Below are 22,919 nucleotides of genomic sequence, written 5' to 3'. Positions count from 1 at the left end.
CCGACGCGATCGGTCGCCTACCAGAACGTATCGGGCGCCGCGCTTCCAGCGAGCTCCGCCAGCCGGCGCCGGGTCGCAGGCGTCGTGTCCGCCGGAAGGTCGTCGAGCGGAAAGAAGCCCGCCGCGGCGATTTCGAGATCCGCACGCTTCGGCCGCTCCTGGCGGACATTATCGCAGCGGAAGAAGATGACGTGATCGCGCTTGCTGGTGCGCCGGTTGTAGTAGACCTGAAAGAGCAGCGGTGCCGTCGTCAGCACGAGGTTGCCCTCCTCCCTGAGTTCGCGGGCCAGGCCCTCCACCGCAGTCTCGTTGCGGTCGAGTCCGCCGCCGGGAAGATGCCAGCCCGGCAGATAGGAATGCCTTACGAGAAAGACCCGCCCCTCACCATCGAAACAGGCAGCCCGCACGCCGAGCGTCATGCCGCGGGCCAGGGCGAAATAAACATGGGCAAACCGCGTCAGAAAGCGGAGCCGCCAGGAGGGTATCTCCGGCCCGCGGCTCTCGTCCATACGCCTTCTCCTCACATTCACGGTTTCCGGGAATAGTCCATTACTGATTCCCCTTCCCGGGAATATGCGCTAGACGAGATTAATGTTCAAACTTGCGCATATATCCGATGTCCACCTGGGGCCTTTGCCCGATCTCTCCCTCCGCGAACTCGCCTCCAAGCGGATCACCGGTTTCGTCAACTGGCACAGGAACAGGGTGCGCCATCTCTTTCCCGGGACGCTCGACTGCCTGATGCAGGACATCGAGGTGCGCAATCCGGATCACCTGGCGATCACCGGAGATCTCGTCAACCTCGCCTCTTCGCTCGAGATCGAGGCGGTTACCGAATGGCTCGCGGAAGCGGGCGACCCCAATGAAATCTCGGTGGTTCCGGGCAACCACGACGCCTACGTGCCCGGCGCATACGAGAAGATCACGCATGCATGGTATCCCTTCATGCGCGGCGACGACGGCCCCAGCGGCTGGATGAAGAAGCATGCCTGCTTTCCCTATATGCGGGTGCGCGGCAGGGTGGCGCTCATCGGCTGCTCGACGGCCGTGGCCACTCCCCCTTTCGCCGCGAGCGGCTATTTCGGGCCGCGACAGGCGCGCGCGACGGTCAACCTCCTTCGCCAGGCCGGCGAAGCCGGATTGTTCCGCATCGTCATGATCCATCACCCGCCGATTCGCGGCGCGACCTCGATGCACAAGCGCATGATCGGCATCCGCCGTTTCGCTGCCACCATCTCCGCCGGCGGGGCCGAGCTGGTTCTGCACGGCCACACGCATCTCAATACGCTCCACTGGCTCAAGGGGCATACGGGGCCGGTGCCGGTCGTCGGCATCGCATCCGCCTCGCAGGGTCCCGGAGGCAGCAAGCCCGTCGCCGCCTATAATCTCTTTTCCGTCGACGGCGAGCCCGGAGACTGGCGGCTGACCCGGGAGCGCTACGCGATCAACCCGGACGCGACCGGCGTGGTGCTCGCCGAAACGACGTATTTCTGAACCGCCGGAAGCCTCTCGGTCCCGGCCGATTCAAGGACGCGCGGCGGCGTGGGGAAAACCGGTTGCCGGGGCGCAAAAACCTCTTTCCGTTCCGGCTCTTCCCTTGCAGACTTAGGACCAAATGTTCCATATCATTGATGGTGCGTCCCGATGGCGAATGGACGGGCGATCCGGCACGTTTTACTGGAAGAGCAATGCGCCCAGCGGCAGAAATGAAGGATTTCAGACGGGATTTGGTCAGCCTGCTGCCCAAACTGCGCCGCTTCGCGATCACGCTGGCCCGCAATGCCAATGATGCCGACGATCTCGTCCAGGAAGTTTGCGAGCGGGCAATCGCGCGCGGTCACCTTTGGAACGGCGAGGGCCGGCTGGAAAGCTGGATCTATGCGATGACCCGCAATCTCTGGGTGGACGAAATCCGCAAGCGCAAAGTGCGCAGCGCCGGTGCGGTCGACGTTTTCGAGCGGGAAGAACCGCACGTCGAAGCAACCGCCGAAAAGGCCGCCTATGCCAATCAGGTGCAGAAGATGATCCTGTCGATGCCGGAGGGACTGGCAAGCGTCTTCCTCCTCGTCAATGTCGAAGGCCACAGCTACCGGGAAACGGCGGAGATCCTCGGCATCCCCGTCGGCACGGTCATGAGCAGGCTGTCGACGGCGCGGCTCAGGCTCGCGGCCATGTTGTCCGAAAATACGGAAAGGAGGGCCTGACCGTTGCTGCAAACGAAGGGGCTGGCGCTCGAGGTGCGGTTGTCCGCCTATATCGACGGCGAACTCGCGGAAAGCGAAAAATCCGAGCTTGACGCTCTTCTCGCCCGCGACGACGAGGCAAGGGCATTGCTCGACAAGCTCAAGTCGGGCAGCGCCTTCGGCAACGGGGCTTTCGAAAACTTCCTCCATGATCCGGTGCCGCTGGCGCTGGTGCGCCAGATAAAGCAAGGCCCCGGCATCAACCCGAAATCGGAGCGGGTAACGACGGCCAGCCTTCCAAGACGAAGCGCTCGCATCTGGCCGCGCATCCTCGCCGCTTCCACCGCCCTTTTCCTGCTCGGCGGAGCCGCCGGCTTCATTCTCGGCAGCGCCACGGACTTCGCCGAGCCGATGAACCAGGCCGATGACCGCCCCTGGATCGACGATATCGTCGGGTCTCACCGCATCTATTCGCGCCAGAAGGAGCATCTGGTCGAGGTGCCGGGAACGCAGGCGGCCGAGATCGAGACCTGGCTTGCCGCAAGCGTCGGCGTGACCTTCGCTGTCCCCGATCTCGCCCGCAAGGGATTATCCTTCGAAGGGGCGAGGCTCCTTGCCGCCAACGGCAGGCCGGTTGCCCAGCTCGTCTATCGCGACCGGGAGGGAGAGGTCTTCACCATCTGCTTTCTCAAGCAAGGCGACGCGCAACAATCCGGCGAATTCACCGAAACCATCCGCGGCGACCTCGGCTTGATATCGTGGCAACGGGAAAGCGTCTCATTCGTGATGATCGGTCCGTCTTCCGACCCCGCTCTGCAGGACCTTGCCGAAACGGTGGCGGCGAACATTTGACGCTGATCAAGACCGAGTAGCTGCCCTGCATAGAGCCGTCGCGACCTTCTTCCCCTAGGAGGCAGGGCCAGCGCATATGAGCCAGGGTCGGGAGCGTTTCCGCGATCCACCTATCGAAGATCAGGCTAATGAGCGCCGCCCAATACCGTCTCCCCTCTCTCCGCGCGCGGAGAGAGGGTCGGGGCAAGGGGCACCTACCAGGGCAAGCGCGTCACTTCCCCATCACGTCCAGAACGCGGTTGGCAGCCGAGACGATCGCCTCCAGTGAGGCGGCCACGATATTGGTGTTGATGCCGACGCCGAAGAGCTTGCCGCCCGGATACTCGACCTCGACATAAGCGATCGCAGCGGCGTTCGAACCATGCTGCAGCGAATGCTCGGAGTAATCCGCCACCGAGAGTTCGACGCCGAGATAGATCGACAGTGCATTGATGAAGCCGTCGATCGGGCCCGTACCCTTGCCCTCGATCTGTCTGGTCTCGCCGCCGTCCGTGATCTCGGCGGCAACGACGCGCAAGCCTTTGTGCTCGCCTACAGGGTAGGTGTGATGGTCGACGAACTTGATGCGCGCGCCCGGCTGCTCGACATAGCTTTCGATGAAGCGCTGATGGATGCGCTTCGAGGGCAGCTCCTTGCCTTCCTCGTCGGTGATGCGCTGGACTTCCTCACGGAACTCGATCTGCAGATTGCGCGGCAGATTGATCCCGTAGTCCTCCTGCAGGATATAGGCGATGCCGCCCTTGCCCGACTGCGAGTTGATGCGGATGATCGCTTCGTAGCTGCGTCCGACATCGCGCGGATCGATCGGCAGATAGGGTACCTCCCAGGTCGGCTTGTTCGCCTGTTTGATTGCCTTCATGCCCTTGTTGATGGCATCCTGATGCGAGCCGGAGAAAGCCGTGTAAACCAGTTCGCCGACATAGGGGTGGCGCTCCGGAATGACCATCTGGTTGGAATATTCGTAGACTTCCTTGATCCGTTCGATGTCCGAGCAGTCGAGCTTGGGATCGACGCCCTGCGTGAACATGTTGAGCGCCAGCGTCACCACATCGACGTTGCCGGTGCGCTCGCCATTGCCGAAGAGCGTCCCCTCGACACGGTCGGCGCCCGCCATCAGCCCCAGCTCGGTTGCGGCAATGCCGGTGCCGCGGTCATTGTGCGGATGCAGCGAGACGATCAGGTTCTCGCGATTGTCGAGATTGCGGCACATCCATTCGATCTGGTCGGCATAGATGTTCGGCGTCGCCATCTCCACGGTCGAGGGCAGGTTGATGATGAGCTTGTTGTCCGCCGTCGGCCGGACGATCTCGGTCACGGCGTTGCAAATCTCCAATGCCACTTCGAGTTCGGTGCCCGTGAAGCTTTCCGGCGAGTACTCGAAACGATAACCGCCGCCCGCTTTCGCGGCCATGTCGGTGATCATCTTGGCGGCGTCGGTCGCGATCTGCTTGATGCCGGCCACGTCCTTGCCGAAGACGACGCGACGCTGCAGCTCGCTCGTCGAATTGTAGAAATGCACGATCGGCCGGTGCGCACCTTCAAGCGCCTCGAAGGTCCGCGCGATCAATTCCGGCCGGCACTGTACCAGCACCTGCAGCGACACGTCTTCGGAGACGTTGCCTTCCTCGACGCACCAGCGGGCGAAATCGAAATCCGTCTGCGACGCGGAGGGGAAGCCGATCTCGATCTCCTTGAAGCCCATGTCCAGGAGGAGGTGGAACATGCGCGCCTTGCGGTCGTGACCCATCGGGTCGACGAGTGCCTGGTTGCCGTCGCGAAGATCCACGGAACACCAGATCGGCGCCTCGGTGATCGCCTTCGACGGCCACGTGCGATCCGGCAGCGCGATCTGCGGATAGGGCTGATATTTCACAGCCGCTTCGGGCATGCCGGTCTTGATGGAATGCGATTTCAAAATCATGTGCAGCTTCTCTTCGTCACTGGAGCGTAGCCTGCCGCAGCAATAGCCGATCATTCGGGACATTGCGATGGCGATGCCGCGGGGGCCGCGCGATTTGGTTCAGCTTTTCTGGATTTCGAGGAGCAGGTGCCGGCAAGGCTTTTCGGCCGCCGGGCGCTCCTCAGCGAACCCGGCAACCGCGGATAAGGCCGAGAAGAAGAAGGGAGGCGAAGGCGCGCGCAGGAGCACGATTGGCATCGTGTCCCGAAAAGATCGCTGCGATCTTGTGTGCGTCGGCCTCAGTCATGGAAAAGCCTATACACGGCTTGGTAATGCGGAGCAAGAGTGCCCTTTCCTCGGGTTTGGTCCGAGGACTAGCCCTTTCCCCGCGCGTGGGGAAAGGGTCTGAGGCGGCGCCTCGCGTCCCTTCGCCCCGCTTGCGGGAGAAGGTGCCGGCAGGCGGATGAGGGGCGGACGCTCTAGATCTCCGCGATGGAGGTGACGATGCGCGAAACGAGACCATAGGCCTTCGCCTCTTCCGCACCGAGCCAGTAATCGCGATCCGTGTCCTTGGCGATCTTGTCGACCGGCTGTCCGGTCGCTTCGGAGAAGATCCGGTTCAGACGCTCGTTCATCTTGATGATCTCGCGTGCCTGGATCTCGATGTCGGAAGCCATGCCGCGCGTTCCGCCCGAGGGTTGGTGCAACAGGAAGCGGGTGTTCGGCAGGCAAAGGCGCTGCTCCTTGGGCGCAGCGACGTAGATGAGCGCGCCGGCGGACGCGACCCAGCCGGTGCCGATGGTCCAGACCTTCGGCTTCACGAACTTGATCATGTCGTGGATGCTGTCGCCGGATTCGACATGGCCGCCGGGCGAGTTGACGAAAAGGCGGATATCGTCGTCGCTGGCCGCGGCAAGCGCCACGAGCTGTGAGCAGACCTTCTGCGCGAGTTCCTGGGTGATGGTCCCGTAAATGAAAATCGAACGCGACTTGAAAAGGTTCGCCTCCGTCTCCTTGCCCAAGGGCAATTCGGTCTTCTTTTCTTCCTGGTCGTCGTCGTTCCGCATTCTTCGGACTCCTCATGAAATGTCTTCCAACCAGATAATGCGACTCGACGGCGAAAACAATGCAAACGGCGGCGTTAACACGGTTCGAACCGCCCGCCTCGGCGCGATGGTAAACAGGGTCCGCCAAATGACGTATGGACAGCCGGTGGGAGCCCAATAAGATCAACGGATCATCAATGTCCGTATCGGGGCCCAGAATGAAGAAATCCGTCCTTCTCGCAGCCGCCGCGCTCTTCGCCGGCTCCTCCGCGCCTGCCTTCGCCCATCTCGATCCAGCCGAACACGGGTCGGTGATGGCGGGCCTTTCCCATCCGCTGTTCGGAGCCGACCACGTTCTTGCGATGATCGCCGTCGGCCTTTGGGCGGCTCAGATCGGCGGCAGGGCGCTGTGGAGCGTGCCGGCTGCCTTTGTCGCGACGATGGTGCTCGGCTTCGTCCTCGCCCACACCGGCGCTCCCCTGCCCCTTGTCGAACCGGCCATCCTCGCCTCCGTCGTGGCGCTCGGCCTGGTCGTCGCCATAGCCGTCCGGCTTGACGCGGCAACGGCTGCAGCCATCGTCGCGGCCTTCGCGCTCTTCCATGGCCATGCCCACGGCGGAGAGTTGGGCTCGGCCGGCACCTGGTCGTTTGCAGCAGGATTCGTGATCGCAACCGCTCTTCTGCACATTGCCGGCATCGGTCTCGGCATGGGGCTCGCCCGGCTTGCGGAGCGCGGCGTCGTCACCCGTATCGTCGGCGGCGCCACCGCCATAGCCGGCGCAGCCTTGATCCTCGGATGATACTGGTTCGCTCCGCGCTGCCGCAGGAGGCGGACTTTCTCGCTCAAATCGGCCTTGAAGCCTGGCGCAAAGGCATAAAGCCGCTTGTGCCGGCGCATGTTGCGGCGGCCACCGAACAGAACAATCCGTTCCTGCCGTTCGTGCGAGAACTGGGGCCTCGCATTCTCGTCGCTGAAGTCGATGGAGAAGCTGCCGGCCTCGGCGCCCGCGAGCACGATGACGATGTCATCAGCGATATCTGGGTGGCTCCCGCCTTCGAAGGACGGGGCGCCGGATCGGCCCTCATAAAGGCGCTCGAAGCGCAAATCGCCGAGCGTGGATACAGGCAAGCCGCAATCCAGGTGGCGGCCCAAAACGAGCGGGCGCTTCAGCTCTACCAGCGTCTCGGCTACCGAGTGCTTTGGAGGAAGGTCGCTTTCGACCCGATCCTCCAGACCGAACTGGAAAAGATCGGCCTGTCAAAACCACTTCGGCTCGATCGATAGGGCAATCCGTCCGAACCGGCGGGCGGCTCATCCCCAGGTCAGCGGATCCAGCCAAAGATAGAGGCGAGACGGTCCTCGCAAATCGGCAACCGCCATCATCCCCGTCCGCGATAGGTCGGCACGCCCTGATCCGGCAGCCAGACGCCGTCGGGCGGGTTTCCCGTCTGCCAGAAAACGTCGATCGGGATGCCGCCGCGGGGATACCAGTAGGCGCCGATCCGTAGCCACTTCGGCGAAAGCAGCGAAACCAGCCGCTTGGCGATCTCGATCGTGCAATCCTCGTGGAAAGCGCCGTGGTTGCGGAACGAATGCAGGAACAGCTTGAGCGATTTCGATTCGACCAGCCAGCCGTCCGGCACATAGTCGATGACGATATGCGCGAAGTCGGGCTGCCCGGTCATCGGGCAAAGCGAGGTGAACTCGGGCGCCGTAAAGCGCACGACGAAATCCGTGCCGCCGTGCCCGCTCGGCACCCTTTCGAGCACCGCTTCTTCCGGGCTCTGGGGCAGATCGACCTTCGTCCCCAGTTGTGAAAGTCCAGATACGTCAGTCTTGGTCATTTCCGTGATGCTCCACTAACTTTAACGCGCACCCCGTGCGCCTTTTCGCCTTCCGGTTCGACGTGAATGGCGATCTCCGCGCCTGAGTGCACGACGCGTATCGCCTCCTCGATCCGGTCGCAGATATCGTGCGCGTCACCGACCGCCATCGCCTCCGGCACGACCATGTGAAAATCCACGAAAATCGCCGGGCCCGCCTGACGCGTCTTCAGATCGTGGACCCCGAGAGACCCGCCGGCATTAGCCGCGATCGCCGCCTTGATCGCCTCCTCCTCGTCCGCCGGCACCGCTCTGTCCATCAGCCCGTCGACGGAGCGCGAAATCACCTTCCAGCCCTGGAAGAGGATGTTGCCCGCGACGAGCACGGCGAGCAGCGGATCGAGGATCGCGTAGCCGGTGGCGATGGCGAGAAGAAGGCCGACGAGCACGCCCACGGAGGTCACGACATCGGAGAGAATATGCTGGCCGTCCGCACTCAACGCCGGCGAGCGATGGCGGCGGCCCGCGCGGATAAGCACATAGGCCCAGATCGCATTGACGACGCCGGCGGCAAAATTGATGGCGAGGCCTAGCGTCGGTGCATTCAGAAGCACCGGTGCCATCATTTCGGGGATGGCTTCCCAGATAATCAGCAACGCCGCCAGGACGATCAGCACGCCTTCGATGACCGCGGAGAAGTATTCCGCCTTGTGATGCCCGAAGGGGTGATCGGCATCGGCCGGCTTTGCCGCATAGCCGATCATCGCATAGGCAATCACCGCGGCGACCACGTTGACGGAGGATTCCAGCCCGTCGGACAGGAGCGCCACCGAGCCCGTCACCCACCAGGCGAGCATTTTAAGACCCATCACGGCCAGCGACAGGGGGATGCCCCAGAAGGCGAGTCGCAGGACGGTTCTATTGTCGGTTCCGGTCATCGTCATTCCTCCTGCAGATGCAAACGAGTTGCAGATGCAAGGCCATTCAAATGCAAAACCGCCCGCGCGGGTTTTCGCGCAGGCGGATCATGGGCGCCATATGGGCGATTACGGGCCGCTTGTCAAACGGTCGAATGCCTCGAGCCGATACAGCCGACGCGCAAGAGGTCAGGCTGCCTTGGTCTTCGCTCGTTTGGCGAGATGGGCAACCACGTTCTCGATCATCCGCATGCCGGCGTCGCCGCCGAGCGTCATGATCGATTCCGGATGGAACTGTACGGCCGCCACCGGCTCCTTGCTGTGTTCGATGCCCATGATCGTACCATCTTCGCTTTCGGCCGTGATCACGAATTCGCGCGGCAGGTTGGACGGATCGGCGAAAATCGAATGATAGCGCCCGACCGTCACCTCCTTGCCGAGGCCGGAGAAGACGATGCCGGGTTCGAGCACGCGGATGCGCGAGGGTTTCCCGTGCATCGGGATCGCCAGCTGACGAAGATCGCCGCCATAAGCCTCCGCGAGCGCCTGCAGCCCCAGGCAGACGCCGAAGATCGGCAGGTCCCGCGCCCGCGCCTTCTTGATCGTCGCCTTGCAGTCGAAGTCCTTCGGGGTGCCGGGACCGGGCGAAAGCACGACAAGGTCGGGCTTGACCCGGTCGAAGATTTCCTCGGCCACGGGCGTGCGCACGGTGGTGACAATCGCGCCCGTCTGGCGGAAGTAGTTCGCCAGGGTATGGACGAAGCTGTCCTCGTGATCGACGAGCAGGATGCTCACTCCGGCGCCAACGGCAGCGACGTCGCGCGCGGCCTTGGCGCTGTTTGCGGATTTGGCGTCGCGGATGGCTGCAATCATGGCAGAGGCCTTCAGTTCGGTTTCGGCTTCTTCTTCTTCCGGATTGGAATCATAGAGGAGCGTCGCACCCGCCCTCACCTCGGCGATCCCGTCCTTGATGCGGATGGTACGCAAGGTCAGCCCGGTGTTCATGTCGCCGTTGAAGCCGACCATGCCGATCGCGCCCCCGTACCAGGCACGCGGGCTCTTCTCGTGGCTCTCGATGAAGCGCATGGCCCAGAGCTTCGGCGCGCCGGTAACGGTCACCGCCCAGGCGTGGCTGAGGAACCCGTCGAAGGCGTCCATATCGTCGCGCAGGCGCCCCTCTATGTGATCGACCGTGTGGATCAGCCGCGAATACATCTCGATCTGACGGCGACCGATCACCTTGACCGAGCCCGGCACACAGACCCGGCTCTTGTCGTTGCGGTCGACGTCCGAGCACATGGTGAGTTCGGACTCGTCCTTCTTCGAGTTCAAGAGCTTCAGGATCTGCTCGCTGTCTGCGATCGGATCGTCGCCGCGCTTGATCGTGCCGGAAATCGGGCAGGTCTCGATGCGCCGGCCGGAAACGCGCACGAACATCTCCGGCGAAGCACCGACGAGGTATTCCTGGTTGCCGAGATTGATGAAGAAGGAATAGGGCGACGGATTGATCGCCTTCAGCCGATTGGAAATCTCGGACGGGCGGCTTTCGCAGCGCTCGTAGAATTTCTGCCCCGGCACCACTTCGAAGAGATCGCCGCGCCGGAAGCTTTCCTTCGCCTTGACGACTAGTTCGGCATATTCGCCCGGGCGGTGATCCCCGTGTGGCGGGATGCTGTCGACGCTCAGGAACGGCTCGGGAGCGATGTCCGCTGCCTTGCCCTCGGTCGAAAGGTCCTCCCTGGCGAAATCGTAGCGGTCGATCCAGGCCTTTGCCGCATAGTGATCGACCACCAGTATCTCGTCCGGCAGGAAGAGAACCATGTCGCGCTGGTCGTCCGGACGGGTGAGCTTCAGTTCGATCGCATCGAACTGGAAGGCGAGGTCGTAGCCGAAGGCGCCATAGAGGCCGAGGTTCGAGTCCCTCCTCCGAGTGGAAGAGGTTCGTCACCGCGCGAAGAACCGTAAAGACCGTCGGCATCTTCGACCGCTCTTCCTCGGTGAAGACACGATCGGGCTCATTGATTGTGAGGTCGAGACGACGGGGCGCAAGCGCGCCGAGCGTAATGTCGGCAACGGACTTCAGATCCTCGGCGATCAGCGCCAGCAGCACTTCGCCGCGTTCGTTATAGGCTTCGATCCAGAGCGAGCGACCGAAGGAGGAGATGGCAAGCGGCGGGTCGACCACCGCAGTGTCCCAACGGGTATAACGGCCGGGATATTCGTAGTTCGAGGAGAAGACCGCGCCGCGCCGCTCGTCGAGCCTGTCGACATAGCCGGCGATCGCGTCGCTGTAGGATGCCTCGCGCCGCTTGCGGGTGACGACGATGCCACCCTTCGTGGTATAACTCTCCGCGCCGTCTTCCAGAATTACCGCTGCCATTCGTCTCGCTCCGTAAAAGCCCGGTCCTTCCACGCGGCCAGAATACGAAAAAAGCCGCCTCGAAATCTCCGGGCGGCTCCATCTCTCAATCACGCATGACTGGTCAAGGCCGCCTCAGCGAGCCCACCACCAGATCGAAATGTTCTGCGTGTTTGCCATGGGCGGAAGTGTTAGCGCGGCTTGCAGTGGCGCGCAAGCGGGAAAACCGCGGACCCAATCTGTCCCTTAAAAAAGAAGGCGGCCACAGCGGCCGCGCTCTCTATGTGTGCCGCCGGATCCTCAGAACCGCTGCGTCATCGAAACCTTGAAGGTTCGCCCCGGCTCCGAATAGAATTCGGCAGGCTGCGTGAACGCATTCTGCGTGTTCACCGCATCCCAATAGGTCTTGTCGAAGACGTTGTAGACCCCTGCATTCACCCTCAGACCCGGCAACTGCTCCGGCTCCCACCAGCCGGTGACATCGACGATGCCGTAACCCGGTGCCTTGAAAGTGTTCGTCGATTTGTCCGAAACGTCCATCGCCGCCGTCAGAATGACGTCAGTCCCCCAGGTTTCGGCGGCGTAACCGACATTGAGGACTCCCTTCAGCGGGGCAACGGAGCCAAGCACCTCGTCGGTATCGAGATCTCGGCCATAGGCATAGGCGAGTGCGGTGCGAACATGGACGCCATTGCCGAAGACTTTATGGCCCGATACCTCGACTCCATGAATAGAGACATTGGCACGGTTGATCGCCTCCGTGATGCCGATCGGGTAGATGCCGGTCGGATCGCGAGAAAAGCGTTCGTCAATGAAGTTCTTATAGCGGTTGTAGAAGGCGCTGACTCGGCCGCCGAACTCGTCGTCACCAAGATTCGCGCCGATTTCGAAACCATGGCTCGTTTCGGGCTTGAGATCGGGATTGCCAATGCTCAGATAGCTGCCCGGCGCGCCGTAATTCAGATAGAGTTCCTCGGCCGTCGGCGGCCGGAAAGCCATCGCCCACTGCGCGAAAAGCTCGACCTCTTGCGCTGCCTGATAGGTTGCAAGAAGCTTCGGCGACAGCGCCAGATCGCTCTGTCCCGGCGGCAAGCCGTCATAATTGGGGTTGCGCATATAGGCGGCGGTATTCTCCGGCGAATAATCGTACCAGTCGAAGCGCAGGCCCGGCGTCAGCGCGAAGGGACCATCGCCGATCGAGATGCGATCCTGCAGGTAGATGCCGATCTTCCTGCTGTCGACGTCGGGGCTGTCCGACTGGTTTGTGTGCAGGAAGTTGCAGGAAGGACTCGGCGCCGTGTCGCAGCTATCCTCGCCCGAGGAATATTGGTGCAGCTTGCCGATGGCAAAGTCGCCGCCGAGCGTGACCTTATGCTGCAGGGAGCCAGTGTCGAAGTACCTGTCGACATAACCGCTGGCGCCGAAGCTCTCTTCTTCGGCCTCGTTGAGGCGGGAATAATCCCCGATCACCGAGGTGCTGCGATAGGCGTCGCTACCGTTCTCGCGAAGCAGGCGCTGCCAGTAGATCGTGGCCGAGGCGCTGTCGAACCAGGCGTTGTCGTCGGTGGCCTCGAATTCGTAATCGAGCGACAGGCGCTCGCGCCGGGTGTTGTCGAGCTTGTCGTAGTTACCTGGCCGATAATTGCCGGTAGGGCTCTGGCCGGACATGAAATCGATGTCCTTGTCACGGTCGAAGCGCTCGGCCGTAAAGCCGAAGGTGTGGCCGCTATCGGTATATTGCCTTACTTTGAAGAGGAGATTGTTCTGATCGTAGTCGGCAGGGTCGGCCTCGGTGCGCGTTGTGGAATAGCCGCCAATGTTGCCGTTGCTTTCCTGCTCATGCCCTTTCTTGTAGCCGCCCTGGAAAAGGACCGCCGTATCGTCGTAGCGCGCGGCAACTGCAGCGGACCCGCCGAGACTTTCGTCCTCGCCGTCATAGGCGAATTTGAAGATACCACCCAGGTCTTGCCCTCGCCGATCAGGTCCTCCGGCTCGAGTGTGCGCAGCACCACGGCTCCCCCGAGCGCGCCGCCGCCCGCACGGCTGGAATCGGCGCCGCGAACGATGTCGATCGTCGAAAGGGCGGCAAAATCGAAGCTGTCGATGCCTCCATCGGCGTCGCGCGCCCCATCGTCGATAAAGGGGATGGGAATACCGTCGATCGTCGTCAGCACGCGCGGCCCTTCGAGGCCCCGTATATTGACGCTGCCATTCGTGCGGTTGAAGTTCACCCCTGGCTCGAGGCTCCTGCCCAGATCCTCGAAGCTCGAAATCTGGTTGTTGTCCAGTTCCTCTTCCGTCACCTGCTCTGCAAGCGGTGTGTCCGCCACGCCCTCTTTCTCTCCCCCTGACGGAAAGTTTCTTTAAGACCGTTACGCGCCCCTGCTTTTCGGCGGCGCCCGCCGCCTCTTCGATGGATTGCGCATGAGAAATTGTTGCTCCGGCGAGGGTAGCGAATGCCGTGCAAGCCAAAAGCGCCAGGCGATGATGCCGGTTGAGCATGGACCAGTCCTTTGAAAGTGTTGGCCGGGCTTGCTGTTGAGCGGCGAACTCAAGGGCTGGCTGGGCAGTGCGAAATCGAACAAGGCGGCGATTTCCGCCTTATTTCAGCCACATAAGAAAACATGAGTGTAATTGTCAATATATATTTGGGGGTTCTTCCTCATCTTTATGCCTGCGGTGTGACCTTCGTCCTCAGTTTCAGCACAATTTGAAACAGGATCGTTCCCGGTGCGTTTCGCCGTCTGGGGTTGCAGAAAAGCCTGGGGCTGCAGAAAAGATGGAGAGGACCTCATGCGCCACGCCGGAATCATTCTGATCTCCGCGTTTCTCCTTTCAGGAGCGGCCTTGCCGAAGACCGGACCGGTACCCGCGCCGCGTCCGTCCGCCGGCAGCGGCCAGCCGACGCCCACGCCCAAGCCCGTTACGCCACCGCCGGGTGATGCTGAGAGCCTGGAAAAATCCGGCGGAGAAAAGAAGGACGGTGCGCGGGCGGCGCAGGAATTGCCTCCGAGCTGGAAGGACGACGCCCTCGACGTCGGCCCTGTGCTGACGATCGAGAAAGAGAACCCTAAGGAATATGCATCCTGTCTCTCGGAATTGAAATCGCTCGGCGCCGCCTTTGCCGAGGTCGATGGCATCGATGACGGCAAGGGCTGCGGCATCGACAAGCCGATCCGGGTCAGTGCGATACTGCCCGATGTGACGCTGAAGCCCGAGGGGGTGATGCGCTGCAAGGCGGCGCTGGCGCTCGCGCGCTGGACGAAGGAAACGGCGGCACCGGCCACCAGAAGCGCCTTCGGGGCCGAGACCCGCATCGTCGCCTTGAACCAGGCATCAACCTATATCTGCCGCCTGAGGAACAATGCGGAGACCGGCAAGATATCCGAACATGCGCGCGGCAACGCGGTCGACATCGCCTCGTTCACGCTCAGCAACGACAAGACGATCGAGATCCAGCCCCGCGACGAGGACGGCACACTCACCGGCGCGTTCCAGCGGGCGGTCACGGCTTCGGCCTGCCTGTATTTCACGACCGTCCTCGACCCCGGCAGTGACGCGGCGCATGAAGATCATCTGCATCTGGACGTTATCGAAAGAAAGAACGGATACCGCTATTGCCGCTGAGGAGGCGCGGTCGCCTCTCAACCTGCTGCCGCGACCTTCTCCCCGCATGCGGGGAGAAGGGGCTTGCGGCGAGCGCCAGCGCGGCCGAGCCGCCTCAAAACAACCCCTCGATATACCCCTGCTCGTTCAGCCGTATCCGTTCCGAAGAAGGCACCTTCGGCAGGCCGGGCATCGTCATGATCTCGCCGGTGATGACGACGATGAAGCCGGCGCCGGCCGCCAGCCGGACCTCGCGAATTGGCACGGTGTGACCGGTCGGCGCTCCGCGCAGATTCGGGTCGGTGGAAAAGGAATACTGCGTTTTAGCCATGCAGATCGGCAGATGGCCGTAGCCCTGATCTTCCCAGGTGCGCAGCTGATCGCGAACCACCTTGTCGGCGATCACCTCGCTCGCATGATAAATGTCCTTGGCGATCGTTTCGATCTTTTCGAAGAGAGGCATCTCGTCCGCGTAGAGCGGTGAGAACTGCGAATGGCCGGCATTGGCAAGATCCACCACCCTGCGCGCGAGCTCCTCGATGCCCGCCGAACCCTCGGCCCAGTGCTTGCAGAGGACCGCTTCGGAGCCGAGCGTGCGGACATAGTCCTTGATCGCACGGATCTCGGCCTCGGTATCGGAGGTGAAGTGGTTGATCGCGACGAGCACGGGGACGCCGAATTTCTTGACGTTCTGGATGTGGCGGCCGAGGTTCGGGCATCCCTTCCTCAGCGCCTCGACGTTCTCCCTGGCGAGATCCTCTCTCTTGACGCCTCCGTTCATCTTGATCGCCCGGACGGTGGCGACGATCACCGCTGCATCCGGCTTGAGACCTGCCTTGCGACACTTGATATCGAAGAATTTCTCTGCGCCGAGATCCGCTCCGAAACCGGCCTCGGTCACGACGTAGTCGGCGAGCTTCAACGCCGTCGTGGTGGCCACGACCGAATTGCAGCCATGCGCGATGTTGGCGAAGGGGCCGCCGTGTACGAAGGCGGGATTGTTCTCGAGCGTCTGCACCAGATTGGGCTGCATCGCGTCCTTGAGCAGCACCGCCATCGCCCCGTCGGCCTTGATGTCGCGTGCAAAGACGGGGCTCTTGTCGCGGCGGTAGCCGATGATGATGTTGCCGAGCCGCCTTTCGAGGTCCTTGATGTCCATAGCCAGACACAGGATCGCCATGACTTCCGAGGCGACGGTGATGTCGAAGCCGGTCTCTCTTGGATAGCCGTTGGCGACGCCGCCGAGCGAGCCGACGATCTGGCGAAGCGCCCGGTCGTTCATGTCCATGACCCGCCGCCAGGCGATGCGGCGAATGTCTATCGCCTGTTCGTTGCCCCAATAGATGTGGTTGTCGATCAGGGCGGCGAGAAGATTATGCGCCGACGTAATGGCATGGAAATCGCCGGTGAAATGAAGGTTGATGTCCTCCATCGGCACCACCTGGGCGTAACCGCCGCCCGCCGCCCCGCCCTTGATGCCGAAACAGGGGCCGAGCGACGCCTCGCGAATGCAGACGATCGTCTTCTTGCCGATCCGGTTCAGGCCGTCGCCGAGACCGACGGTGGTCGTCGTCTTGCCCTCGCCCGCCGGAGTCGGATCGATGGCGGTCACCAGGATGAGCCGGCCGTCCCTTTTTTCCTGCTGCGCCGCAATGAACTCGGCGCTTACCTTGGCCTTGTCATGGCCATAGGGAAGCAGATGCTCCGGCGGAATGCCTAGTTTGGCGCCCACCTCCATAATCGGTTGCTTGCGCGCGGCACGCGCGATCTCGATGTCGGACTTTACCTCTCCCACGGCTTCCCCCCAGTTTGCCTCGCGCATCCCGCCTCCTCCGCGGGGTGCGCAGGTCCGTTCCTTTGCCTAGGCTCGCACGTCGCCCGTCAACGGGCAAGAATGTCGCGCATTTCCACGAGGTTCGACCGGACGCGGAGAATGTAGAAGCCCATCGTCGCGAGATGGGTCGGCATGATCCAGCCGTCCTCGCGGCCGTTCGAAATGATGAGCGGCTGGATTCTGAGCGCCGCGCGAAGCTGCTTCATCGTCTCGGTATAGATCGGCCCCAGGCCACGCTGGGTGACGACATTCTCGAAATCGGCACCGGCAGCCGAGAGAATGCCGTAATAGCCGTAGAGCTGGCCGAAGGCGAACCAGAAGCGGTCGTCGGCCCGCGTGTCGAACCAGCCGCCATTGTGGAACTCCGATCGTTCGCGGATGATCGCCGAGGTGTTGCCGAGATCATTGGCGACGCGATCGAGGAACTCGACCATGTTGTCGGACCGTCCGTCGAAGATCGCCTCGCACTTGCCGAGCGAGACGTTGAACTTCCTGAGGTCGCGCATCGCCGAACGATAGAAGCTGGGCGTCGGGGTCTTCGGACCAAAGGGGTTAAGGCCGAAATACCAGGTTTCCTCGTCGAACTGGATATTGCCGCGCGCGCTCTGCAGGTCCGCATTGACTTCCGATGTACCGCGGACACGGCCGAGCGAATCCACCAGTTCCACCGCTGTGCGCCGGACCGCCTGATTGATGCCGCGCTGGAAGGACGCCTTGTTGTCCAGCCAGGGCGTATCGTCCCAGTCCAGTCCGAAAAAGCCGAGCTTGTAGCCGAGCATCGACGAGATCCAGGCATTCTGATTGACGTTGAGGTCGATGAGATCGGCCGCCACCTCGACGACGGCCGAGGTCTGGCAAACCGTTCCGGCCGGAAGCTCCGCCACTGCGAGAGCCTCGGTCGTGCTGTCCGCAGCGGAGGGTGCGACCGTAGCTCGGTTCGCGTCAGCCGCAGAACCGGACTGGCCCGTCGTCGTTCCAGGTCCGCTGACGGGCGAACCGGCCGGAGTCCTGCGGTCGGCGAGCTTGTAGCGGTCGACATAGTCCGGGTCGAAATTCGTCCAGGCTTGCGTCTGCCAGACAAAGTAGGCGTAGAAGAGCACGAGGCAGAGGAGGATCAGGCCGATCGGCCCCTTGATGATCCAGCTTCGTCCCCGGTACCAGTTGCCGAGCGCGACGAACGGCCACAGAAGCCAAGCCACCGCCAATCCGATGCCACGGCCGATCGCCGTGAATACACGCTGGAAGAACGCAACGATCGGATCGAACATGTTTTATTCCTCTTTGAGACCGTAGAGCTTATGACGGAAGGCGGCCTTGTCCTTGAGATATGTGCCGGTCAGTGTCGCAACAACATATTCGCGGAACTTTTCGCTGTAGCCCTCATAGGCTTTGTAGAAGCCTTGCTTGTCGAATACGAATCGCGAGACGAAATCGCGAGGGACGAGTTCGGAGATCAGGCGGTTGACGAGCCATTGATCCGGATGCTGCGGGGCGGCCCGGACGAGCAGAAACCGGTTCTCCGGGGCGACGTCCTGCATCCTGATCGTACCCGTCGCGGCGATCGCCCGCGCCATTTCCTGGAGGAAGGGGTAAATTCCGTCGCGCGCCACGAGCGCGGCATTGCGGTGGATCCAGGTCTGGAGCCATATCCGGTCGACACTCGTCAGATCGGCCTGCGGATCGGCATCGTTGACGAGCCCACGGATCACCATGTCCGCGCGATGCTGGAAGAGGCCGGACTCCTGCACCCAGGATGCCTGCGGCAATTGCAGCCGGTTGGTCGTCGCCAGAAAGTCATAGATGCGGGCGTGGTCGGTTATGGCGATGTAGCTGACCTGCCAGGGCCGCGAACGGCGAAAACCGGGCACGGAAGGGTCGCAGATGACCGTCGTCGTCTTCTCGTCGAGAAAGACGTAGACGCCGCCGAAGTGATTTGCCCAGAAGGCCTCATGGCGGAAGACGAGTTCGTCCGGCACGAGCACGTTCTGCCTTATGTCGCCGGTCGTCCTGGCGAGTTCGACCATCCGATCGAGCATCGCGTCGTCCGCCCACGCGTTCGGCACCTTTTTCAGCCGGTCGACGAGCTCGCGCAGTTCGGTCGCCTTGCCAAGCATGTCCTCGGCCGAGAGCACCCGGAAGCGGACTTCGTTGATGGAAAGCAGATCGTCAATGTCCTCGACGACCGAGACCGAATCCTCGATCTCGCCGTAGAGCGCATCCTTGATGGTGATCGCATTGATCGCGCGGCCATTGGCGTTGAAGAATTCGTGCATCAGCGCCGCGGTGTTTGAGAAGCTCGTGTGCACGACCGGAAGCTCCGCCTGCGCCGGCGTCAGGATGATGAAGCGCCGGTTGACCCGGTTCGGATCCAGATAGTCGCGGTCGCCGATTTCCTCGGCGATTTCGGGTGAGAAGCCGGTCATGTCGATGCTGAACCGCTGAAGAGCCGTCGGTTTCAGCCCGAAGCCTTTGAGAGCCTTGTTATAGCGCGAGACGAGATGCGGTTCGGAAATGTCGAGCAGCCGTCCATAGATGAGCTCCGCTTCCAAAAGGCGCTTCATGCGGCGATGCTCCTCAGCATTCTGCCCCTCACCCTAGCCCTCTCCCCGCGCGCGGGGAGAGGGGACACCGTCGTGGTCTGCTTCAACCTCCCCGGCCAGAAGCAAGTTCGTCCCCTCTCCCCGCCTGCGGGGAAAGGGTTAGGGTGAGGGGCGGACCGAGACGCCGATTTCGACGCCCGACTCATCTCTTCTCCCCGGAATGAAGGTCAAATCAGCACTCCTCATTGCTCCCACCATCCGCTTTTCCAGGACCGCCACGATCGTCTCCAGCACCGCCGCGCGGTCATTGAAGACGTCCGTATTCCAGAAGCGGAGCACACTCCAGCCATTCGTGATCATGAACGCGTCGCGCCTCTCATCGCCGCTGCCGATCTGATGCTGACTGCCGTCGACCTCGACGACCAGCCGCTCATCACGGCAGGCGAAATCAGCATAGTAACGACCGATGGGGACCTGCCGGACGAACTTGAAGCCGTTTAGTCGCCGGCCTCTCGGTTCCGACCAAAGGAGCGCTTCTGCTTCATTGTCGCTTTGCCGCAGACCTCTCGCGCGTTCTGTCTGTCGTTCGTTCGCTCCTCTCATGCTTGCGGTTTGCCCCTCATGCTTGCGGGTTGCCCCTCACCCTAGCCCTCTCCCCGCGCGCGGGGAGAGGGGACACCGTTGTGTTCAATCGCACCCGATAACGCGCCCAAAGGATCTCGTCCCCTCTCCCCGCCTGCGGGGAGAGGGTTAGGGTGAGGGGCAGTCTAGAACGCACAACCTTCATCCCTGCCACCTGCCCTCGCGCTTCATCGTCTCGATCTCTCGGATCGCCCTCTCGCGCTGACGCTCCCGGCGGATGATCTCGCCGACGGCCGCATCGTCGGATTTGTCGGTGTAGCGGAACTCGCTATCCGCATAGCGGTTGATTTCCTGCAGCACCATGTCGATGGTGATCGGGCCTCGCAGTTGCTCGATCATCGCCTTCTTCTCGTCGTAGGACCTATGCATGAACGAGCCGGCGTCCCGGAACCAGTCGTCGGGCAGTTCGACGTCCATGGCCCTCAGCTTGACGGCATCGGTGATGTTCCTGATGGCGCGCCCGGTGAAGCGGGGTTCCGCCTCCTTGATCATGTGCAGATACGCGCCCACATCGGCGAGCGTGGCGATCTTGCCCTTCTCCTTCTGATACCGCTCCCAGACGGCGGCAAGCCCCTCCTCCTGCGGTCGCGCATGCGCGGCATAGGATTGCGAGACGGCGCGCTTGATCTCCTGACCGGCGTAGAGATCGTGCTCGCCGAGCGGGATCTTGTGGTTCTTGCCGACGAGCAGCGCGAAGATGTCGATGTAGTCGTCCTCCGTCTGCGGCCCGTCGACCAGCCAGCGCGCACCGGCCCGCTGGCGCAGCGCGTCGTCGACATTCTCGGGATAGTTGGAGAACATGCCGAAGGTGCAGTTGCCGCGCACCACCGTCGAGGCGCCGGCGAAGCTCTCCATCAGCACTGCCGTCACCTCGTGCTGACCGGCCGAGGCACGGTCGTCGGAGCGCTTTGCCGCCACTTGGTCGACATCGTCGATCGTGCCGAAGCCGATCACCCGCGGGTTCACGACGTTGTTGACGAATTCCTTGCAGTTCTGGCCCGATTTGCCCTGATAGGAGGAAATCTGGTCGACGCCGAAATTCTCGTAATGGAAGGGATAACCGGCGATGCCGCAATATTCGTGCAGCATGCCGGCTAGCATCTGGATCAGGATCGTCTTGCCGGTACCGGGCATGCCGTCGCCGATGAAGGTGAAGAGAAAGCCGCCGAGTTCGACGAAAGGGTTCATCTGCCGGTCGAAGTCGTAGGCCATCAGCATCTTGGCGAGCTTCAGCGCCTGGTACTTGGCGATGTGATTGCCGATGATCTCCTCGGGCTTCTTGAAGGTCATCACCAGCGGCTTGCGCTTCTGCCCCGGCGCGACGTCGAAACCGTTGAGCGTAAAATCGTCCTGGTCGAGCCGGATATGCACGCTCTCGAAATTCTGCAGACCGGTGAAACGCGCCTTGCGCGCAATCAGACCCTCGATCGCGATGCGGGAAAAGGCCCGGGCTCGTGCGACCAGCGCGAGCTCGTCCGGCGCACCGGCGATGCTGCGGTCGAGACCGGCGACCATGGTTTTCAGCGCATCCTGCGGCGTGTCGAAAAGGAAATCCGGCTCCGCGGCATCGTCCACCGGCTCGCCCTCTTCCTGCAGCGTCGCGCCGAGATAGGCGGCAAGCGTGAAGGCGGCGATATAGGCCGAAGCGGAGAGCAGCGCTTTGAAATGAGCCGCATCCTCGCCGGTAAGCGGCGCGGTGGCGTTACGCGCCTGCAATTGTTCAAGGTTCGTCTGCCGCGCGAAGACATCGGCAACAGCCAGCGCCACCTGGATGCCGCGACGGGTGCGATAGAGCACCGAATGCTGCGCCGGCGACAGGAGCGGGTCGGCGCTGCGAACCGCCTGGATGGTGCGTGCGAGTTCGACCTCGCGGCTGCGGCGCTGACCGCCGGTCGATACCGTCGAGACGAAACGGCGCCCCGTCCCTGCCAGCGGCGTGGCGGCCGCGCCATCGTCCCGCTCGATAACGGCAAGCTTGGTGACCAGGCTCTGCGCCACCGCCTGATGTCTGGCGATCTCGTCCTCATGCAGCGTCGTCAGCCCTGTGTTCAATGCCATGGCTCAGACCTCGCTCACCACCTGGTTGCCGGATATGACATGCACCTTGTAATCGCCGAAGACCTGGGCGGCCTCGCCGGAGGCATAGAGCGCCTGGTACGCGTCGTGCGGCACCAGTGCATGCTTCTCATACGCGCTTACCCCCATGCGCGCCGCCTCCAGATCCGTGGTGTCGATGTGGAACTCCTCCTGCGCCTGGGTGGAGGACCAGAAGCCACGCGTTGCCGGCCGCTCCGCCTTCGAGAAGACCTCCTGCACCGTCCAGGTGAGCAGCCACGCATTCTCGGTCTTGCGCACCCTGGAGAGAATGTCGTTGACCCTCGCATTGTTCTCGGTGATGCCCGCCGAATAGAAGGGGCCGAGCACGATCCGGCGAAGCTGCTTCGGATGCAGTTCGGGGAAGTCCCTGTCGAGATTTGTGGCGATCGTCGCCGGCGTCAGCGAATAGGCGCTGTTCTTGGAGGCGAAATCGTCGAAACGGCTTGCGAGCTCCGGATTGAGCAGGCCACCGACCGGCAGCGGAATCTCGACTCCAGGATTGAGCTTGCCATCCTCGGTCACCAGCATCTCGACGATATTCTCCGAGGAATCCTCGATCGTCGCCATATAGATCATCGGCAGCGTCTGACTGCCGTCGAACGCGCCCCAGGAAACGACGTAATAGGGCCGCATCGTCTTCGGATTGACCGCGACCCGGATCGTCTCCGGCAGGATGAACGGCGAAAAGATATCCCCCTTGCCGATCTGCTCCAGATAGAGCCTTTCGGCCATGCGAACCTGAAGCGCCTCGGGGAACGCCCTCTGCCTCAGGATGAAATCGACCATTTCCTCGCGCAGCGCATCGGCGGAAGGAATGCTCGCAAGCCGCTTCTCCGCATTCTGCCGGTCGTTTTCGAGTTCCAGCACGTTCTGGAAAACCGGAAAGCCGCTTTCGGCGCGCGAGATGCGAAACTGTTCGACGAAACCGATCCGGTTTTCCCAGCAGGCGATCGAGGCTTTCAGCCGGGCAAGATAGGGACCGATGACTTCGCCGACGACGCTGTCGCGGTAAAGCGGCGAATTGCGGTCTCCGAGGAAGAGCTCGAGCCCTGCGAGCGCCGCCCGGACGGAGCCGAAATATTGCCTGACGGCCGAAGGAATGGCGGTATTCATGGCAGC

18 protein-coding genes and 2 pseudogenes are annotated in these 22,919 nt (G+C 62.4%); 6 read left to right on the top strand and 14 right to left on the bottom strand.

The window, feature by feature from the left end; genetic code table 11:
- Positions 1–17: 17 nt before the first annotated feature.
- A complete protein-coding gene (locus tag N0Q91_RS05550) occupies positions 18–509 on the bottom strand; it encodes an NUDIX domain-containing protein (protein ID WP_100671842.1) in 492 nt (163 codons plus the stop codon).
- A gap of 82 nt (positions 510–591) precedes the next feature.
- Here N0Q91_RS05550 and N0Q91_RS05545 point away from each other — a divergent pair, with 82 nt between their 5' ends.
- The 3 genes from N0Q91_RS05545 (at position 592) to N0Q91_RS05535 (ending at position 3,035) form a co-directional block, all read left to right on the top strand.
- Positions 592–1,494, top strand: coding sequence for a metallophosphoesterase family protein (locus tag N0Q91_RS05545; protein ID WP_018095668.1), 903 nt, complete (start codon positions 592–594; stop codon positions 1,492–1,494).
- 194 nt (positions 1,495–1,688) lie between these two features.
- Positions 1,689–2,204 (top strand): RNA polymerase sigma factor, encoded by a 516-nt coding sequence (locus tag N0Q91_RS05540; RefSeq protein ID WP_275597540.1) that lies wholly within the window; start codon positions 1,689–1,691, stop codon positions 2,202–2,204.
- Between the two features lie 3 nt (positions 2,205–2,207).
- Positions 2,208–3,035: an anti-sigma factor family protein gene (locus N0Q91_RS05535; protein WP_275597539.1), complete on the top strand. Its 828-nt coding sequence runs from the start codon at positions 2,208–2,210 to the stop codon at positions 3,033–3,035.
- 211 nt (positions 3,036–3,246) lie between these two features.
- Here the strand turns inward: N0Q91_RS05535 and leuA are convergent, their stop codons facing one another.
- Positions 3,247–4,956, bottom strand: a complete 1,710-nt coding sequence (gene leuA, locus N0Q91_RS05530) for a 2-isopropylmalate synthase (RefSeq protein WP_275597538.1) — start codon at positions 4,954–4,956, stop codon at positions 3,247–3,249.
- A 458-nt stretch (positions 4,957–5,414) separates the two neighbouring features.
- A complete protein-coding gene (locus N0Q91_RS05525) occupies positions 5,415–6,002 on the bottom strand; it encodes an ATP-dependent Clp protease proteolytic subunit (RefSeq protein WP_003534438.1) in 588 nt (195 codons plus the stop codon).
- Positions 6,003–6,199: 197 nt separating this feature from the next.
- Between N0Q91_RS05525 and N0Q91_RS05520 the strand changes: the two genes are divergently transcribed.
- Both N0Q91_RS05520 and N0Q91_RS05515 read left to right on the top strand, forming a co-directional pair.
- Positions 6,200–6,781, top strand: coding sequence for a HupE/UreJ family protein (locus N0Q91_RS05520; RefSeq protein ID WP_275597537.1), 582 nt, complete (start codon positions 6,200–6,202; stop codon positions 6,779–6,781).
- Positions 6,778–7,266 (top strand): GNAT family N-acetyltransferase, encoded by a 489-nt coding sequence (locus N0Q91_RS05515; protein WP_275597536.1) that lies wholly within the window; start codon positions 6,778–6,780, stop codon positions 7,264–7,266. Before N0Q91_RS05520 ends, N0Q91_RS05515 begins: the two co-directional genes overlap by 4 nt.
- A 95-nt stretch (positions 7,267–7,361) precedes the next feature.
- On the opposite strand, the gene queF is transcribed toward N0Q91_RS05515, so the two are convergent.
- The 5 genes and pseudogenes from queF to N0Q91_RS05490 form a co-directional block, all read right to left on the bottom strand.
- Positions 7,362–7,826, bottom strand: coding sequence for a preQ(1) synthase (queF, locus tag N0Q91_RS05510; protein ID WP_275597535.1), 465 nt, complete (start codon positions 7,824–7,826; stop codon positions 7,362–7,364).
- Positions 7,823–8,743, bottom strand: a complete 921-nt coding sequence (gene yiiP / locus N0Q91_RS05505) for a cation diffusion facilitator family transporter YiiP (protein WP_275597534.1) — start codon at positions 8,741–8,743, stop codon at positions 7,823–7,825. The genes queF and yiiP overlap by 4 nt, the downstream gene beginning before the upstream one ends.
- A 168-nt stretch (positions 8,744–8,911) precedes the next feature.
- A pseudogene (locus tag N0Q91_RS05500) lies at positions 8,912–11,102 on the bottom strand (anthranilate synthase).
- Between the two features lie 114 nt (positions 11,103–11,216).
- Positions 11,217–11,261: a trpE operon leader peptide TrpLE gene (gene trpLE, locus N0Q91_RS05495; protein WP_178385068.1), complete on the bottom strand. Its 45-nt coding sequence runs from the start codon at positions 11,259–11,261 to the stop codon at positions 11,217–11,219.
- Between the two features lie 120 nt (positions 11,262–11,381).
- Positions 11,382–13,583: pseudogene (locus N0Q91_RS05490) on the bottom strand (TonB-dependent receptor, heme/hemoglobin family).
- Positions 13,584–13,874: 291 nt separating this feature from the next.
- On the opposite strand from N0Q91_RS05490, the gene N0Q91_RS05485 reads away from it, so the two are divergent.
- The gene (locus N0Q91_RS05485) at positions 13,875–14,708 is read left to right on the top strand and encodes an extensin-like domain-containing protein (RefSeq protein ID WP_275597533.1); all 834 of its coding nucleotides are present in this window, start codon (positions 13,875–13,877) and stop codon (positions 14,706–14,708) included.
- A 94-nt stretch (positions 14,709–14,802) separates the two neighbouring features.
- Here N0Q91_RS05485 and N0Q91_RS05480 read toward each other — a convergent pair whose 3' ends face one another.
- The 6 genes from N0Q91_RS05480 to N0Q91_RS05455 form a co-directional block, all read right to left on the bottom strand.
- A complete protein-coding gene (locus N0Q91_RS05480; protein WP_275597532.1) occupies positions 14,803–16,509 on the bottom strand; it encodes a formate--tetrahydrofolate ligase in 1,707 nt (568 codons plus the stop codon).
- Positions 16,510–16,568: 59 nt separating this feature from the next.
- Complete coding sequence (locus tag N0Q91_RS05475; protein ID WP_275597531.1) at positions 16,569–17,789, bottom strand: DUF2333 family protein; 1,221 nt, start codon at positions 17,787–17,789, stop codon at positions 16,569–16,571.
- A 3-nt stretch (positions 17,790–17,792) separates the two neighbouring features.
- Positions 17,793–19,082, bottom strand: coding sequence for a DUF6638 family protein (locus tag N0Q91_RS05470; RefSeq protein WP_275597530.1), 1,290 nt, complete (start codon positions 19,080–19,082; stop codon positions 17,793–17,795).
- 138 nt (positions 19,083–19,220) lie between these two features.
- Positions 19,221–19,664: an endonuclease domain-containing protein gene (locus N0Q91_RS05465; protein WP_275597529.1), complete on the bottom strand. Its 444-nt coding sequence runs from the start codon at positions 19,662–19,664 to the stop codon at positions 19,221–19,223.
- 180 nt (positions 19,665–19,844) lie between these two features.
- Positions 19,845–21,761 carry an AAA family ATPase gene (locus tag N0Q91_RS05460; protein ID WP_275597528.1) on the bottom strand — a complete coding sequence of 639 codons (1,917 nt, stop codon included), beginning with the start codon at positions 21,759–21,761 and terminating at the stop codon, positions 19,845–19,847.
- Between the two features lie 3 nt (positions 21,762–21,764).
- Positions 21,765–22,913, bottom strand: coding sequence for a hypothetical protein (locus N0Q91_RS05455; RefSeq protein WP_275597527.1), 1,149 nt, complete (start codon positions 22,911–22,913; stop codon positions 21,765–21,767).
- Positions 22,914–22,919 lie beyond the last annotated feature (6 nt).

The sequence above is a fragment of the Sinorhizobium prairiense genome (genome assembly GCF_029201645.2).
GTDB lineage: Bacteria > Pseudomonadota > Alphaproteobacteria > Rhizobiales > Rhizobiaceae > Sinorhizobium > Sinorhizobium meliloti_A.
This window is presented reverse-complemented; position numbering and strand designations above follow the sequence as displayed.

What these genes read in the sequence shown, in the direction of transcription:
- N0Q91_RS05550 (WP_100671842.1), bottom strand. Translation starts at nt 509, where the DNA reads ATGGACGAGAGCCGCGGGCCGGAGATACCCTCCTGGCGGCTCCGCTTT.
- N0Q91_RS05545 (WP_018095668.1), top strand. Translation starts at nt 592, where the DNA reads ATGTTCAAACTTGCGCATATATCCGATGTCCACCTGGGGCCTTTGCCC.
- N0Q91_RS05540 (WP_275597540.1), top strand. Translation starts at nt 1,689, where the DNA reads ATGCGCCCAGCGGCAGAAATGAAGGATTTCAGACGGGATTTGGTCAGC.
- leuA (WP_275597538.1), bottom strand. Translation starts at nt 4,956, where the DNA reads ATGATTTTGAAATCGCATTCCATCAAGACCGGCATGCCCGAAGCGGCT.
- N0Q91_RS05525 (WP_003534438.1), bottom strand. Translation starts at nt 6,002, where the DNA reads ATGCGGAACGACGACGACCAGGAAGAAAAGAAGACCGAATTGCCCTTG.
- N0Q91_RS05520 (WP_275597537.1), top strand. Translation starts at nt 6,200, where the DNA reads ATGAAGAAATCCGTCCTTCTCGCAGCCGCCGCGCTCTTCGCCGGCTCC.
- N0Q91_RS05515 (WP_275597536.1), top strand. Translation starts at nt 6,778, where the DNA reads ATGATACTGGTTCGCTCCGCGCTGCCGCAGGAGGCGGACTTTCTCGCT.
- queF (WP_275597535.1), bottom strand. Translation starts at nt 7,826, where the DNA reads ATGACCAAGACTGACGTATCTGGACTTTCACAACTGGGGACGAAGGTC.
- yiiP (WP_275597534.1), bottom strand. Translation starts at nt 8,743, where the DNA reads ATGACCGGAACCGACAATAGAACCGTCCTGCGACTCGCCTTCTGGGGC.
- N0Q91_RS05485 (WP_275597533.1), top strand. Translation starts at nt 13,875, where the DNA reads ATGCGCCACGCCGGAATCATTCTGATCTCCGCGTTTCTCCTTTCAGGA.
- N0Q91_RS05480 (WP_275597532.1), bottom strand. Translation starts at nt 16,509, where the DNA reads ATGCGCGAGGCAAACTGGGGGGAAGCCGTGGGAGAGGTAAAGTCCGAC.
- N0Q91_RS05475 (WP_275597531.1), bottom strand. Translation starts at nt 17,789, where the DNA reads ATGTTCGATCCGATCGTTGCGTTCTTCCAGCGTGTATTCACGGCGATC.
- N0Q91_RS05470 (WP_275597530.1), bottom strand. Translation starts at nt 19,082, where the DNA reads ATGAAGCGCCTTTTGGAAGCGGAGCTCATCTATGGACGGCTGCTCGAC.
- N0Q91_RS05465 (WP_275597529.1), bottom strand. Translation starts at nt 19,664, where the DNA reads ATGAGAGGAGCGAACGAACGACAGACAGAACGCGCGAGAGGTCTGCGG.
- N0Q91_RS05460 (WP_275597528.1), bottom strand. Translation starts at nt 21,761, where the DNA reads ATGGCATTGAACACAGGGCTGACGACGCTGCATGAGGACGAGATCGCC.
- N0Q91_RS05455 (WP_275597527.1), bottom strand. Translation starts at nt 22,913, where the DNA reads ATGAATACCGCCATTCCTTCGGCCGTCAGGCAATATTTCGGCTCCGTC.